Consider the following 13,456-nt stretch of genomic DNA (forward strand, 5'->3'; position numbering starts at 1 on the left):
TTTCACATTAAGTGAAACAATTCTGGAATTCAAGCTAGGTGATTTCAAAAGGCGCATTGAAGCAGGCATCCGCATTTTGGCTTCTCCTAAAACATCTATGTTAAAATGAATGAAGTAAAAAGTGAAAGTAGAACGAGGAGCTGACAAAATTGAAGGACTTTGAAGAAAAAACATTATCGTCAAAAACATTATATAACGGAAAAATCATTGACTTGGTTCTTGAAGATGTAGAATTGCCGAACGGAAAACCAGGCAAACGCGAAATCATTAAACATCCAGGTGCAGTAGCAGTCATTGCACGTACAGACGAAAATAAAATCATTTTGGTCAAACAATACCGTAAAGCACTGGAGAGAGCCATCGTTGAAATCCCGGCTGGAAAACTAGAAAAAGGGGAAGAGCCGGCACATACAGCACTGAGAGAATTAGAAGAAGAGACAGGCTATACTACTCAGACGCTCCAAAAACTGACCGCTTTTTATACATCACCAGGGTTTGCGGATGAAATTGTTCATATCTACCTTGCCGATCAGCTGGTCCCGCTTGAAGAGAAACGAGAGCTGGATGAGGATGAATTTGTCGAAGTGATGGAAGTTTCGTTAGAAGAAGCGCTGCACCTCATCGAAAAACAGCATATTTATGATGCAAAAACAGCCTATGCCATTCAATACTTACAATTGCAAGAGGTACTTAAGTCTACAAAATGAGGGAATTCTTTGCAGATATCCATATCCATATTGGTCGAACAAGAACAGGCAGGGCTGTCAAAATTACAGGTGCAAGGTCACTGACCATTGACCAAATTCTCATTGAAGCGTCTCAAAGTAAAGGGATGGGGATGATTGGTGTGATTGATGCACAATCTCCTGAAGTACTAGAAGAATTGATAGAAGGTGTAGAGGAAGGCACGTACACTGAACTAAGCGATGGCGGTTTATCATTTGGAAAGACCGTTTTGCTTTTAGGCAGTGAGCTAGAAATCAATGATGACCAATCAAAAGGTCCGATTCATGTGCTTGCCTTTATGCCCACGCTTCGCAAAATGTCTGAGTTTTCCGCATGGCTTTCTCTTCATATGAAAAATGTGCATTTGAGTTCACAGCGATTATATGTGGATGGGAGAACGCTTCAGCATAAGGTGAAGGAACTAGGGGGATTATTTATTCCTGCCCATATTTTTACGCCGCATAAAAGTTTATACGGCAAAGGGGTCAATACGTCTTTAACCGAAGTATTCGATCCAGAACTCATTGATGCTGTTGAGCTTGGCCTTAGCTGTGATACGTCTATGGCCTCCCAGCTAAGTGAGCTAAACCGCTATCCTTTTTTAACAAATTCAGATGCCCATTCTTTAGGGAAAATTGCGCGGGAATATACTAAGATCCGAATGGATCATGCCTCCTTTGCTGAATTCGAGCTAGCGCTTCAAGGAAAAGATGGCAGAAACATCACTGGAAATTATGGGCTCGCTCCGCGGCTCGGAAAGTATTATCATACGACTTGTGAGAAATGCGGAGTAAGACCTGACAGTCAGGAGCAAGAACAGTGCCAAGCATGCGGCCATACCCGAATGACAAAAGGGGTGAGTGAGCGGTTAAAGGAGCTTGCTGACCAAGAAAGTGACAAAGGAATAAGGCCTCCTTATGTTCACCAGCTTCCTCTTCAATTTATTCCAGGTGTTGGAGCCAAAACGTTAGAAAAGTTAAAAGCTGTCTTTCATACAGAGATGAATATTCTTCATCAAGCAACAGAACAAGAATTAAAAGCGGTCCTGCCTGAGAAAACAGCCGATTACATCATCAAAGCAAGAAGAGGTGAAGTTGGACTGATCGCTGGCGGAGGCGGGGTCTACGGTAAGGTGGATATCAATCATGAATCAACTTAAATGGACATGTCACACATTTGAACAACTGTCTAAAGAAGACCTTTACCTGATTTTAATGGAAAGAGTGAATGTGTTTGTTGTAGAACAAACATGTCCTTATCCTGAAATTGATCATCGTGATCAAGAGGCGCTGCATGTAATCGCCAAAGAGAACGGCACGATTGTGGCTTATTGCCGCATTTTCCAAAGCGGGATCATGTACAAAGAGGCATCCATTGGCCGTGTCCTTGTGACGAAGACCGGCCGGAAAAAAGGTTACGGGAAGATCCTGCTCGATCAGGCGATAAAAAAGCTCAGTGAATTAGGCGAAACAAAGATTAAAATCCAAGCACAGGCTTATTTGAAATCGTTCTACGAATCGTTTGGCTTCGAAGCTGTCTCAGATTGTTATGATGAGGATGGAATTCCGCATCTTGATATGGTGAGAAAAGAAAGATAGGCGTGTATACGTCTATCTCAGCGTGTAGACAAACCCTCGCATTCTTTGTCAGTCCTGCGCTCCGGTGCTCACGAATGTCAAATTCGCTCCGCGCCAGTGCTCGTCCTTCCTAGACTGCAAAGGTTTTCTATCACGCTGAAAAGAAGACAAAAGGCTAAAATCAAGTACATTTTAGCCTTTTGTCAACAATTTGAGATAGGCGTCTATACGTCTATCTTTTTTAGGTTCTTTCATGTATCATAACGACAACGAAAGGGGTTTTGCGAAATGGGAAAAAGCAAAGCAAAGAAAAAGAGAGAACACCTTCAAAGGCAGCACAGTCGAAATCCAGAACAATCGAGAGGAAATATACCGCATTTTAGTACACACGAAAGAAAGACAAAAACAAAACAAGAAGCCTTGCAGCATATGATGAAAAAACATAAAGATAGGAATGCTTATGATCGCTATGAACAGGATCATAAGCATTTTTATTTAGCTTTTTTGTGACAAGTAGATCAAATAATTGGAAAAATTTTAAAAAATAGGACAAACGGTCGTTTCTTTTTGTCTAAAAATGTAGTTAAATGACAAAAAGAAATGAAAGGGAGAGTGGGTATCGTGAAGGTCAAATCATTTGGAGCAGGGCTTTGTATGGCAAGTATGCTGCTGGCATCGATGACATTCGGCGCATCAGATGTATCTGCAAAGGATCAAGCAAAAAAAGAGTATATGATCGGTTTTTCTTCTTCCGTTCAAGACAAAACACAAAAACAGCTTGTTGAAAAAGCTGGCGGTCATGTGAAAGAATCAATAGATAAAATAGATATGATGAAAGTTTCGTTGAACGAAGCATCAAAAGAAAAACTACATCAAGCAAAAGAAGTTACTTTTATTGAGGAAGACCAAAAAGCAAAAACAAGCGGTCAAAGCGTCCCTTATGGTATCAAAAGCATTAAAGCACAAAAGGTACATAAACGAGGATATGCCGGACAGAATGTCAAAGTAGCTGTTCTTGACAGTGGAATCGACGGCAAGCATGAAGATTTACATGTAACTGGTGGTGTCAGCTTTGTTCCAACAGAGTCCGATCCGCTCGTTGACCCGCATGAACATGGAACCCACGTTGCAGGCACGATCGCAGCATTAGATAATAAGGTAGGCGTCGTTGGTGTGGCACCAAAAGCTTCGATCTATGCGGTGAAAGTGGCAGATGAAAATGGTGACGGCTACTATAGCTGGATCATTAAAGGCATTGAATGGGCGATTGAGAATGAGATGGATGTCATCAATATTAGTATGGGGGGAGCAAGTGAATCGGAGGCGCTGAAAGAAGCGGTCGATCGAGCATATGACAACGGGATTCTCATTGTCGCATCTGCAGGAAATGCTGGGAGCTACGGGTCACTTAATACGATAGATTACCCGGCCAAATACAGCTCTGTCATGGCAGTCGCATCAGTGGATCAACGAAAGCAAAGAGCCTTTGATTCCTCTGTTGGGGAAGAAGTGGAAGTATCAGCACCAGGCGTTTCAACATTAAGTACCATTCCTCATAACGAATATGGATATAAGAGTGGAACGTCTATGGCATCACCTCATGTAGCTGGTGCTGCGGCAGTCATTCTATCAAAACATCCGAATCTCACAAATGATGAATTGCGTGAAAGGCTGACAAAAACGGCAACAAAACTTGGCGAACCTTTTTATTATGGAGCTGGGCTTGTGAACGTACAAAAAGCTGCACGATAAAGGAAACGAGAAAGCAGTGTGCAGCTGCTTTCTCGTTTTTCTTTTCATAAAACTGTCATGTTTCGTCTGCTCTCTCATAGAATCTAGTAACCTTTACTATTTGGGAGGAAGGCGCATGCGGAAAAAGTCTTGGAAAGAACATCTTCTTCAGCACGTGAAAGATCATTTATCAATTTATTTGTTTGTTTCTGTACTATTTTTAATGGGCGTCATTTTTGGAGCCATTATCGTCAATAGTATGACAATGAGTCAGAAAGAGGATTTATTCTACTATTTAAATCAATTTTTTGGTCAACTGACGAATGAGAAAGCAGCAGAATCAAAAGAAATGTTTTTGCAAAGCTTTTTGCATCATATGAAATATTTGGGCCTCATGTGGATACTCGGAATTTCCATCATTGGCCTGCCGCTTATTTTTCTTATGATCTTTTTAAAAGGGATTGTAGTTGGGTTTACTGTCGGTTTTTTGGTCAATCAAATGGGGCTTAGCGGTTTTTTTCTATCTTTTGTCTCGGTGCTTCCTCAAAATATCTTGCTCATTCCTGCGTATTTAGTGATCGGAACTTGTGCGATTGCGTTCTCCATTCGTTTAATTGGTCAGCTTTTTATGAAAAAAACCATCAGTCAAGCGCCAATCCATTGGTTTGGCCGGTATGCTTCTGTTCTACTGATGATTTTAACCCTCGCTGCTCTTTCGTCCTTTTTTGAATCATACTTATCATTCCTGCTGATGAAAAAGCTGGCAGGTGTTCTGTTTTGATGATTTTATAATCGTTATTAAATAATAATCAATTTATTTATCAATTTAAAATGATTATAGTTGGCTCTCTGCACATCATTTGATATAATGATCAAGTAATGTGGCGTAGGAGGGAAAGTCAATGGAAAATCGGATTGATCGAATTAAGAAACAGCTTCATTCTTCCAGCTATAAGCTCACGCCACAGCGTGAAGCAACAGTAAGAGTACTGCTTGAGAATGAAGAAGACCATTTAAGTGCAGAAGATGTATACCTCCTCGTAAAAGAGAAGTCTCCTGAAATTGGTCTTGCTACTGTTTATCGGACGTTAGAATTGCTTACTGAACTGAAAGTTGTTGATAAAATTAACTTTGGAGACGGCGTTTCGCGATATGATCTTCGCAAAGAAGGAGCCGCTCACTTCCATCACCATCTTGTCTGTATGGAATGCGGAACAGTCGATGAGATAGAAGATGATTTATTAGAAGATGTTGAAGAAATTATTGAACGCGACTGGAAATTTAAAATTAAGGATCATAGATTGACATTCCATGGTATTTGCCACCGGTGTCATGATGATGAATCCGGCAAATAATCCGAATTGGAACCTTTTCATTCAAAATGAAAAGGTTTTTTGCATGTTCGCTGTATATTCCTTGTCCCACCTGGCATATGCTGAAGTAATGAGAACACGAGAAAGGACATGAAGAACATGCGAAAATGGCTCAAAACAACAGGTGAAGTAATGAAAGTATTTATCTTGTTCACTGGTTTTACCGTCCTGTTCTATTATGCTATGATATGGATAAATTCAGAATATGAAAGCTATCATCGTTATGATAAACCAGAAGGTGCAGCGATAAAAGTGATGGAAATGGATCAGCCGAAACAAGACAGGTGGCAGGATCGATTGATTTATTTTTATCAAAACGGGGAGTAGAAACCATTGAAGGATCAATTATCCGACTTTATTCATTTTATGACAGTAGAGAGAGGACTCTCTGAAAATACCATTGTCTCTTATAAAAGAGATTTACAGAACTATTTGTCTTTTTTAATGACGCATGAACAATTGACAGATGTAAAAGACGTCACACGCCTTCATATTATTCATTATTTAAAACAGTTAAAAGACGAGGGGAAATCGAGTAAAACGTCCGTCCGTCATCTATCATCGATACGCTCCTTTCATCAATTCTTGCTCCGTGAAAAAGTGACAACAGATGACCCGTCATGGAACATTGAATCACAAAAAACAGAGCGGAAATTACCGAAAGTTCTATCATTAGATGAGGTAGAAAAGCTGCTCGATACACCTAAGCAGCAAACACCATTTGACTACCGTGACAAAGCCATGCTCGAACTTTTATATGCAACAGGTATTCGCGTAAGTGAAATGCTTGATCTGACTCTTGCAGATGTGCATCTGACCATGGGGTTTATCCGCTGTTTTGGAAAAGGAAGAAAAGAGCGAATCGTGCCTATTGGTGAAGCTGCTGCAAGTGCGATTGAAGTGTATATAGAAAAAGGCAGAAACAAGCTGCTCAAAAAACAGCCGGCCGATGCTTTATTTCTGAATCATCACGGAAAAAAAATGTCGCGGCAGGGCTTTTGGAAGAACTTAAAGAAACGAGCCATAGAAGCAGGTATTCAAAAAGAACTGACGCCTCATACGCTCAGACATTCATTTGCGACACATTTGCTTGAAAACGGTGCGGATCTTAGAGCCGTACAGGAAATGCTCGGACATGCCGATATTTCTACTACACAAATTTACACACATGTCACAAAAACAAGATTAAAAGACGTGTATCACAAATTCCATCCAAGGGCATAAGTAAAGCATGGCACGGTGAACGTGTATCATGCTTTTTTATGTTTGGACCGTTTATGGTTGTCAATTGACTTGAAAACGGTTTATACTTGAGATGTCTGACCTCTCCAGTTGTGAAAGGTGAAAGGACAAGAATATTGAAGGAGGCGCTTTTTTATGCCTGATTATCAGTATAAACGTATTTTCCTCATTGTGATGGATTCAGTAGGAATCGGGGAAGCACCTGATGCTGCTGATTTTAATGATGTAGGTGCAGATACACTTGGACATATTGCTGAAAAAATGAACGGGCTTCATATGCCGAATATGGCGAAGCTTGGGCTAAGTCATATTAAAGAAATTAAAGGAATTCCAGCGGACGAAAAACCGCTTGCGTATTATGGGAAAATGCAAGAAGCATCCAACGGGAAAGACACAATGACAGGGCATTGGGAAATCATGGGTCTTTACATCGACACACCATTTAAAGTCTTTCCAGACGGCTTTCCAGATGAACTGTTAAATGAATTAAAAGAAAAAACAGGGCGCGGCATCATTGGAAATAAACCAGCGTCTGGTACAGAAATTCTGGATGAGCTTGGCGAAGAGCATATGAAAACAGGCGATTTAATCGTTTATACTTCAGCAGATTCTGTGCTGCAAATTGCTGCACACGAAGAAGTTGTGCCATTAGACGAACTTTACCGCATTTGCGAAATCGCACGTGAACTGACTTTAGATGAAAAATATATGGTAGGGCGCATCATCGCTCGTCCATTTGTCGGGGAGCCGGGGGCATTTGTTAGAACACCAAATCGTCATGACTATGCATTAAAACCATTCGACCGTACCGTCATGAATGAATTGAAAGATGATGGACTTGATGTCATTGCGATCGGAAAAATCTCTGATATTTATGATGGTGAAGGAATCACCTCTTCACTCAGAACGAAATCCAACATGGATGGAATGGACAAGCTAGTGGAGACGCTGAAAACAGACTTTACTGGGCTGAGCTTCTTAAATCTTGTCGACTTTGATGCGCTTTATGGACATAGAAGAGATCCAGAAGGCTACGGTAAGGCACTAGAGGAATTTGACGCACGTCTACCTGAAGTGTTTGATCTATTAAAAGAGGATGATCTGCTTGTGATCACAGCAGATCACGGAAATGACCCGGTTCATCACGGAACAGATCATACAAGAGAATACGTTCCGCTTATTGCTTACAGCAAAAAGCATCAAGAAGCGAATGAGCTGCCAACAGCGAAAACATTTGCTGATCTTGGGGCAACGGTAGCAGATAATTTTAAATCAACGCTGCCAAAATACGGAACAAGCTTTTTATCTAAACTCAAATAGGGGGAAATCACGTGGGAGCACAGTTTTCAGAAGCGGCGGCATATATTAAACAAGCATCGACATATGTACCAACAGTTGGATTGATTTTAGGTTCAGGTCTTGGCATTTTAGCCGATGAGATTGAAAATCCAATCAAATTAAAATATGAAGATATTCCTGGATTCCCTGTTTCAACAGTAGAAGGGCATGCAGGCCAGCTCGTCATTGGAACGCTGAAAGACACGGTCGTTTGTGCCATGCAAGGACGTTTCCATTACTATGAAGGGTATGATATGAAGCAGGTGACATTTCCTGTCCGTGTAATGAAAGAAATCGGCATTGAGACATGTATTGTGACAAATGCAGCGGGCGGTGTGAATACGTCCTTCCATCCTGGCGATCTTATGTTGATTACAGATCATATCAATATGATGGGAACCAATCCGTTAATTGGACCAAACGACAGTCAAGGGGTTCGTTTCCCTGATATGTCTGCACCGTATGATAAAGATTTGTTGGCACTTGCAGAGAAAACGGCTAAACATTTAGGCATATCTGTGCAGCAAGGGGTTTATGCAGGAATGACAGGCCCTTCATATGAAACACCGGCAGAGGTTCGTTTCCTCAGAACGCTTGGCGCTGATGCAGTCGGTATGTCGACTGTGCCAGAAGTGATTGTGGCACGTCATGCAGGCATAAAAGTACTTGGTATTTCATGCATCTCTAATGCGGCTTCAGGTATTTTAGATCAGCCGCTTTCTCATGATGAAGTGATCGAAGTGACGGAAAAAGTGAAAGCAAGTTTCCTTGATTTAGTGAAAGAAGTTGTCAAACAACTCTCATAGATCGTGTGAAAAAGCCTTCTGTTCATAAACAGAGGGCTTTTTTTTATGGCAATCAAACGATCTCTGAATAAAACAGCCTTTATGAGGAAAAAATAGAAAGGATTACGATAATGGAGGTCTGCCACTTGAAACGTCATATATGTGCATTGCTTACTTTAATGATCCTTATCTCAATGGTTTCACCATCAGCGATGGCAAAAGAAAAGATTGAAAAGCCAGGAGAAAAACAAACATCAGAATTGGCGCATGAAGCCAAATCAGCGATTTTAATGGAACGTGACACGGGAAAAGTGCTTTACAACAAAAACAGTGATGAAAAACTTGCCCCTGCAAGTATGACCAAAATCATGACGATGCTTCTCATCATGGAAGCGATGGATCAAGGGAAATTAAAAATGACTGATAAAGTAAGAACGAGCGATCATGCAGCATCTATGGGAGGCTCACAAATTTTCCTTGAACCGGGAGAAGAAATGACGGTTAAAGACATGCTAAAAGGCATTGCGATTGCGTCAGGAAACGATGCTTCAGTTGCCATGGCAGAACATATTGCTGGATCTGAAGAACAGTTTGTTGAGCAAATGAACAAAAAGGCAAAAGAGCTTGGGCTCACCTCAACGGTCTTTCAAAATCCAACAGGACTTCCTGAAAAAGATCATTACAGCACGGCTCATGATATGGCAAAAATGGCGAAAGAGCTGTTGAAATATGAAGAGATCACCAAGTTCACAGGTGTATACGAAGATTATCTTCGTCAGAACACGGATAAAAAATTCTGGCTTGTGAATACAAACCGTCTCATTAAATTTTATCCAGGTGTGGATGGGGTGAAAACAGGGTTTACAGGCGAGGCGAAATACTGTCTAACTGCATCTGCTAAAAAAGGGAACATGCGCGTGATTGCTGTTGTATTCGGCGCAAGTACACCAAAAGACAGAAACGCCCAAGTCGTCAAAATGCTGGATTACGCCTTTAGTCAATATACAACGCATCCTCTGTACAAGCGTGGTCAAGATGTAGCAGAGATCAAAGTGAGCAAAGGGAAAAAGAAAAAAATTCAGCTTGTCACGTCTGAACCGATTTCTCTTCTAACGAAAAAAGGCGAAAATGTCGATCAGATCAAAAAAGAAATTAAATTAACTCAAGATGTCACAGCCCCATTTTCAAAAGGAACGAAACTTGGCACCATCATCTTGAAAAAAGATGGAAAAGTGCTTCATGAAAGTCCTGTTGAAGCGAAAGAAGATATGGAAAAAGCCGGTGTTTGGACGTTCTTCAAACGGGTTATGGCCGAATTTGTTAAATGGAAGTAAAAGGTGAAAGACTGCTGCAACTGGCAGTCTTTTTTGCTATGAACGAAAAGAACATCTAAATGTGACGAATGATCACTAGTTTTGTCATGGTGAAGGATTTGCATGTGAAGAAAGAGAAACATTCTTTATCCGAAAATAGAGCAAGGAGGAAGAAAAGATGAGCCTTGGTATTGATTTTCAAATAAAAGAGAGCGTACTTTGCATTCGGTTGACAGGGGAGCTTGATCATCACTCCGCAGAGACATTGAGACAAAAGGTGACGAATTATTTGGAAACAGAGGACATTCGCCACATCGTGCTGAATTTAGCTGATTTATCGTTTATGGACAGCTCTGGGCTCGGAGTGATTTTAGGAAGATACAAAGAAATTAAACAACTTGGCGGTGAAATGGTCGTCTGTGCGATCTCGCCAGCGGTGAACCGTTTATTTGATATGTCCGGCTTGTTTAAAATTATTCGTATGGAGCCTTCAGAGCAAACTGCGCTGCAAACATTGGGGGTGGCATCATGACAAATGAAATGAATCTGACTTTTTCTGCTTTAAGTCAAAACGAATCCTTTGCGAGAGTAACGGTGGCAGCATTCATCGCTCAGCTCGATCCAACATTAGATGAGCTAACAGAAATCAAAACCGTTGTATCAGAGGCGGTCACGAACTCGATCATTCACGGGTATGACGGGAATCCAGACGGCAAGGTGCACATTAGCGTTACGCTGGATGACCATATTGTGTATCTGACGATTCGAGACGAAGGTATGGGCATTTCAGATCTTGAGGAAGCAAGGCAACCGCTTTTTACGACGAAACCAGACTTAGAGCGCTCCGGGATGGGTTTTACGATCATGGAGAACTTTATGGATGATGTCATGGTGGACTCATCTCCAGAAATGGGCACAACGATCCGCTTAACAAAGCATCTATCAAAAAGCAAAGCGCTTTGTAATTAAGGAGCTGCTCATATGGATGTGGAGGTAAAAAAGCAAGCAAAAAAAGCACAGCTGTCTAATGATGAAGTGAAACAGCTCATCAAAAAAAGCCAAGACGGAGATCAACAAGCAAGAGACCTCCTCGTAGAAAAAAACATGCGTCTTGTTTGGTCCGTTGTTCAGCGCTTTTTAAATAGAGGATATGAACCAGATGATCTATTCCAAATAGGCTGTATTGGCCTGCTGAAATCTGTTGATAAATTTGATTTGTCTTATGATGTGAAGTTTTCGACGTATGCCGTTCCAATGATCATTGGTGAAATTCAGCGTTTCATTCGTGATGATGGGACCGTCAAAGTCAGCAGGTCTTTAAAGGAACTTGGAAATAAAATCAGGCGGGCAAGGGACGAATTGTCTAAATCTCATGGCAGAATGCCGACTGTTCAGGAAATCGCTGAATATCTGGACATCACACCTGAGGATGTCGTCCTTGCTCAAGAAGCGGTCCGCTCACCATCATCTATTCATGAAACCGTGTATGAAAATGACGGCGATCCGATTACGTTGCTCGATCAAATTGCCGATCATTCAGAAGAAAGATGGTTTGATAAAATTGCGCTAAAAGAGGCGATTAAAGAATTAGAAGAGCGTGAGAAACTGATTGTCTATTTAAGGTATTATAAAGACCAAACACAATCAGAAGTAGCAGAAAGACTCGGAATTTCCCAAGTGCAAGTCTCACGGCTTGAAAAGAAGATTTTAAAACAAATCCAAATCCAAATGGATCAAAAAGACAGCTAGCCAATTCGGCTGGCTTTTTTTGTGTGGTAATTACCGGTAAATCAAGTTCTTTCAGTATGAGAACCATTTTTCACCACATACTATTTTTAACCCATCGTATAGGAAGTGACTTGGATGGACGGACAAATCTTTATTCGGCTGCGCCATCGGATTAAGACTGGTAATGATCAGCTTATTTATTTAGAGGATATCGCCCAAATCACTGGAGATGACAGTGCTGTGCAAAAGCTGAGCAAAATGCCGATATACCATGTCAGCAAAAAGGATCGTCACATCGTTGTGTTAGATATCATGCATGTGGTCAAAACGATCAAAAAAACATGGCCTGACATCGACATTCAAACGGTCGGAGGCTCAGAAGCCATTGTTGAAATAGACACAGGCAAACGCCAGCTGTCCCCCGTATTATTCGTGTTTGTATGGCTTCTCTTATTTGTCGGAGCGGCTCTTGCCATCATGAATTTCCATGAGGATGTTAGTATGCGACTTGTTCATATCCGCCTTTACGAGATGATTACTGGAAACACGGTTGAGCATCCGTATTTATTACAAATTCCATATAGCTTTGGACTCGGTTTTGGCATGATTTTATTTTTCAATCATGTGTTTAAAAAGCGTTTAAACGAAGAGCCAAGCCCGCTTGAAGTGGAAATGTTTAAATATCAGCTCGATCTTGATCATTATGTCGCACTCAATGAAAACAAAGAAACATTGAAAGATATCCATGATCGGTAAATGGCTTTTTGTGGTGCTTGTTGGGCTCGGCGGCGGTTTAACGGTAGGGGCAGGATTTGTGGCGTTTCTCACAGTGCTTGGTATTATCCCTCGATTAATGCAATTAACGAAAACGCAGCGTTTTATTCAAGGATATGAGGCTGCCGTGATAAGTGGAGCGGTCGTTGGCGGCTGGGCTACTTTAAGTCAAGTCCATTTGCATTTATCCAAATGGCTGGCGCTACCGATCGGCCTTTTATCTGGCATTTTTGTCGGCATGCTTGCTGCCGCACTCACAGAAGTGTTAAATGTACTTCCTATCTTAACGAAAAGAATTGGAATGGACGGGAAAATTGTGCTGCTGCTCATGGCCATCGTCTTAGGAAAGGTGTTTGGCTCGCTATTTCATTGGCTTATTTATATTTAAAAATGTGGAGGGAACAACACGTGTCAAGTTTAAAAGAGAACTATCCATCTAAAGTGAAAACGTATCAGCCGAAACCTCCTTATGTACTGAACTGCATCAAGGCTTTTCTTGTCGGCGGTTTGATTTGTGCGATAGGCGAGGGATTGCAAAATTTCTATATTACTTTTTTTGATTTTAATGAGAAGACAGCAGGGAATCCAACGGTGGCGACCCTTATTTTAATTTCTTCTATTTTAACTGGTATTGGTATTTACGATAAAATCGGCCAGTTTGCTGGAGCGGGATCAGCTGTCCCGGTGACAGGATTTGCAAACAGCATGACAAGTGCGGCTCTTGAGCATAAAAGTGAAGGGCTTGTGTTAGGTGTAGCGACCAACATGTTTAAACTGGCTGGGAACGTCATTGTGTTTGGTGTCGTCTCGGCATATGTCGTAGGGATTATTCGATACGTCTTGGAAAAGATGTTTTCGTAGGAGGAATA

At 41.3% G+C, this 13,456-nt stretch carries 18 protein-coding genes; all 18 read left to right on the forward strand.

All coding sequences use genetic code 11. The features are described from left to right. Positions 1-149 precede the first annotated feature (149 nt). Positions 150-707: an NUDIX hydrolase gene (locus MHH23_RS10285; protein ID WP_047945964.1), complete on the forward strand. Its 558-nt coding sequence runs from the start codon at positions 150-152 to the stop codon at positions 705-707. After that, positions 704-1,885 (forward strand): TIGR00375 family protein, encoded by a 1,182-nt coding sequence (locus MHH23_RS10290; protein WP_079919589.1) that lies wholly within the window; start codon positions 704-706, stop codon positions 1,883-1,885. Before MHH23_RS10285 ends, MHH23_RS10290 begins: the two co-directional genes overlap by 4 nt. Further along, a complete protein-coding gene (locus MHH23_RS10295; protein WP_008343848.1) occupies positions 1,872-2,324 on the forward strand; it encodes a GNAT family N-acetyltransferase in 453 nt (150 codons plus the stop codon). The genes MHH23_RS10290 and MHH23_RS10295 overlap by 14 nt, the downstream gene beginning before the upstream one ends. Before the next feature lie 267 nt (positions 2,325-2,591). Further along, on the forward strand, positions 2,592-2,813 hold the full coding sequence (locus tag MHH23_RS10300) for a hypothetical protein (protein WP_096881590.1): 222 nt from the start codon (positions 2,592-2,594) through the stop codon (positions 2,811-2,813). Positions 2,814-2,924: 111 nt separating this feature from the next. Next, positions 2,925-4,055, forward strand: a complete 1,131-nt coding sequence (locus MHH23_RS10305) for a S8 family peptidase (RefSeq protein WP_024718936.1) — start codon at positions 2,925-2,927, stop codon at positions 4,053-4,055. Between the two features lie 115 nt (positions 4,056-4,170). After that, positions 4,171-4,815, forward strand: a complete 645-nt coding sequence (gene spoIIM, locus MHH23_RS10310; protein WP_340959456.1) for a stage II sporulation protein M — start codon at positions 4,171-4,173, stop codon at positions 4,813-4,815. 121 nt (positions 4,816-4,936) lie between these two features. Further along, positions 4,937-5,389 carry a ferric iron uptake transcriptional regulator gene (fur, locus tag MHH23_RS10315; RefSeq protein WP_003215577.1) on the forward strand — a complete coding sequence of 151 codons (453 nt, stop codon included), beginning with the start codon at positions 4,937-4,939 and terminating at the stop codon, positions 5,387-5,389. Positions 5,390-5,506: 117 nt separating this feature from the next. Continuing rightward, a complete protein-coding gene (locus MHH23_RS10320; RefSeq protein WP_024718934.1) occupies positions 5,507-5,734 on the forward strand; it encodes a YqzK family protein in 228 nt (75 codons plus the stop codon). A gap of 6 nt (positions 5,735-5,740) precedes the next feature. Beyond that, the gene (xerD, locus tag MHH23_RS10325) at positions 5,741-6,631 is read left to right on the forward strand and encodes a site-specific tyrosine recombinase XerD (RefSeq protein WP_007501057.1); all 891 of its coding nucleotides are present in this window, start codon (positions 5,741-5,743) and stop codon (positions 6,629-6,631) included. 153 nt (positions 6,632-6,784) lie between these two features. After that, entirely contained in the window at positions 6,785-7,969 is a 1,185-nt protein-coding gene (gene deoB / locus MHH23_RS10330; protein WP_025207568.1) for a phosphopentomutase, read from the forward strand. A gap of 11 nt (positions 7,970-7,980) precedes the next feature. Next, positions 7,981-8,793 (forward strand): purine-nucleoside phosphorylase, encoded by an 813-nt coding sequence (locus MHH23_RS10335; RefSeq protein ID WP_340959457.1) that lies wholly within the window; start codon positions 7,981-7,983, stop codon positions 8,791-8,793. A gap of 158 nt (positions 8,794-8,951) precedes the next feature. After that, entirely contained in the window at positions 8,952-10,106 is a 1,155-nt protein-coding gene (locus MHH23_RS10340; RefSeq protein ID WP_411340203.1) for a D-alanyl-D-alanine carboxypeptidase family protein, read from the forward strand. A 157-nt stretch (positions 10,107-10,263) separates the two neighbouring features. Next, positions 10,264-10,617: an anti-sigma F factor antagonist gene (spoIIAA, locus tag MHH23_RS10345; protein ID WP_008344431.1), complete on the forward strand. Its 354-nt coding sequence runs from the start codon at positions 10,264-10,266 to the stop codon at positions 10,615-10,617. Next, a complete protein-coding gene (gene spoIIAB / locus MHH23_RS10350) occupies positions 10,614-11,054 on the forward strand; it encodes an anti-sigma F factor (protein ID WP_007501052.1) in 441 nt (146 codons plus the stop codon). Before spoIIAA ends, spoIIAB begins: the two co-directional genes overlap by 4 nt. Positions 11,055-11,066: 12 nt before the next feature. Continuing rightward, complete coding sequence (gene sigF / locus MHH23_RS10355) at positions 11,067-11,834, forward strand: RNA polymerase sporulation sigma factor SigF (protein WP_047945959.1); 768 nt, start codon at positions 11,067-11,069, stop codon at positions 11,832-11,834. A gap of 114 nt (positions 11,835-11,948) precedes the next feature. After that, entirely contained in the window at positions 11,949-12,569 is a 621-nt protein-coding gene (locus MHH23_RS10360; RefSeq protein ID WP_024718931.1) for a stage V sporulation protein AA, read from the forward strand. Next, entirely contained in the window at positions 12,559-12,975 is a 417-nt protein-coding gene (locus MHH23_RS10365) for a stage V sporulation protein AB (RefSeq protein WP_007501049.1), read from the forward strand. Before MHH23_RS10360 ends, MHH23_RS10365 begins: the two co-directional genes overlap by 11 nt. Positions 12,976-12,995: 20 nt before the next feature. Further along, a complete protein-coding gene (gene spoVAC / locus MHH23_RS10370; RefSeq protein ID WP_024718929.1) occupies positions 12,996-13,448 on the forward strand; it encodes a stage V sporulation protein AC in 453 nt (150 codons plus the stop codon). Positions 13,449-13,456: the final 8 nt, after the last annotated feature.

It is taken from the genome of Bacillus sp. FSL K6-3458 (genome assembly GCF_038005045.1).
Classification (GTDB): domain Bacteria; phylum Bacillota; class Bacilli; order Bacillales; family Bacillaceae; genus Bacillus; species Bacillus altitudinis.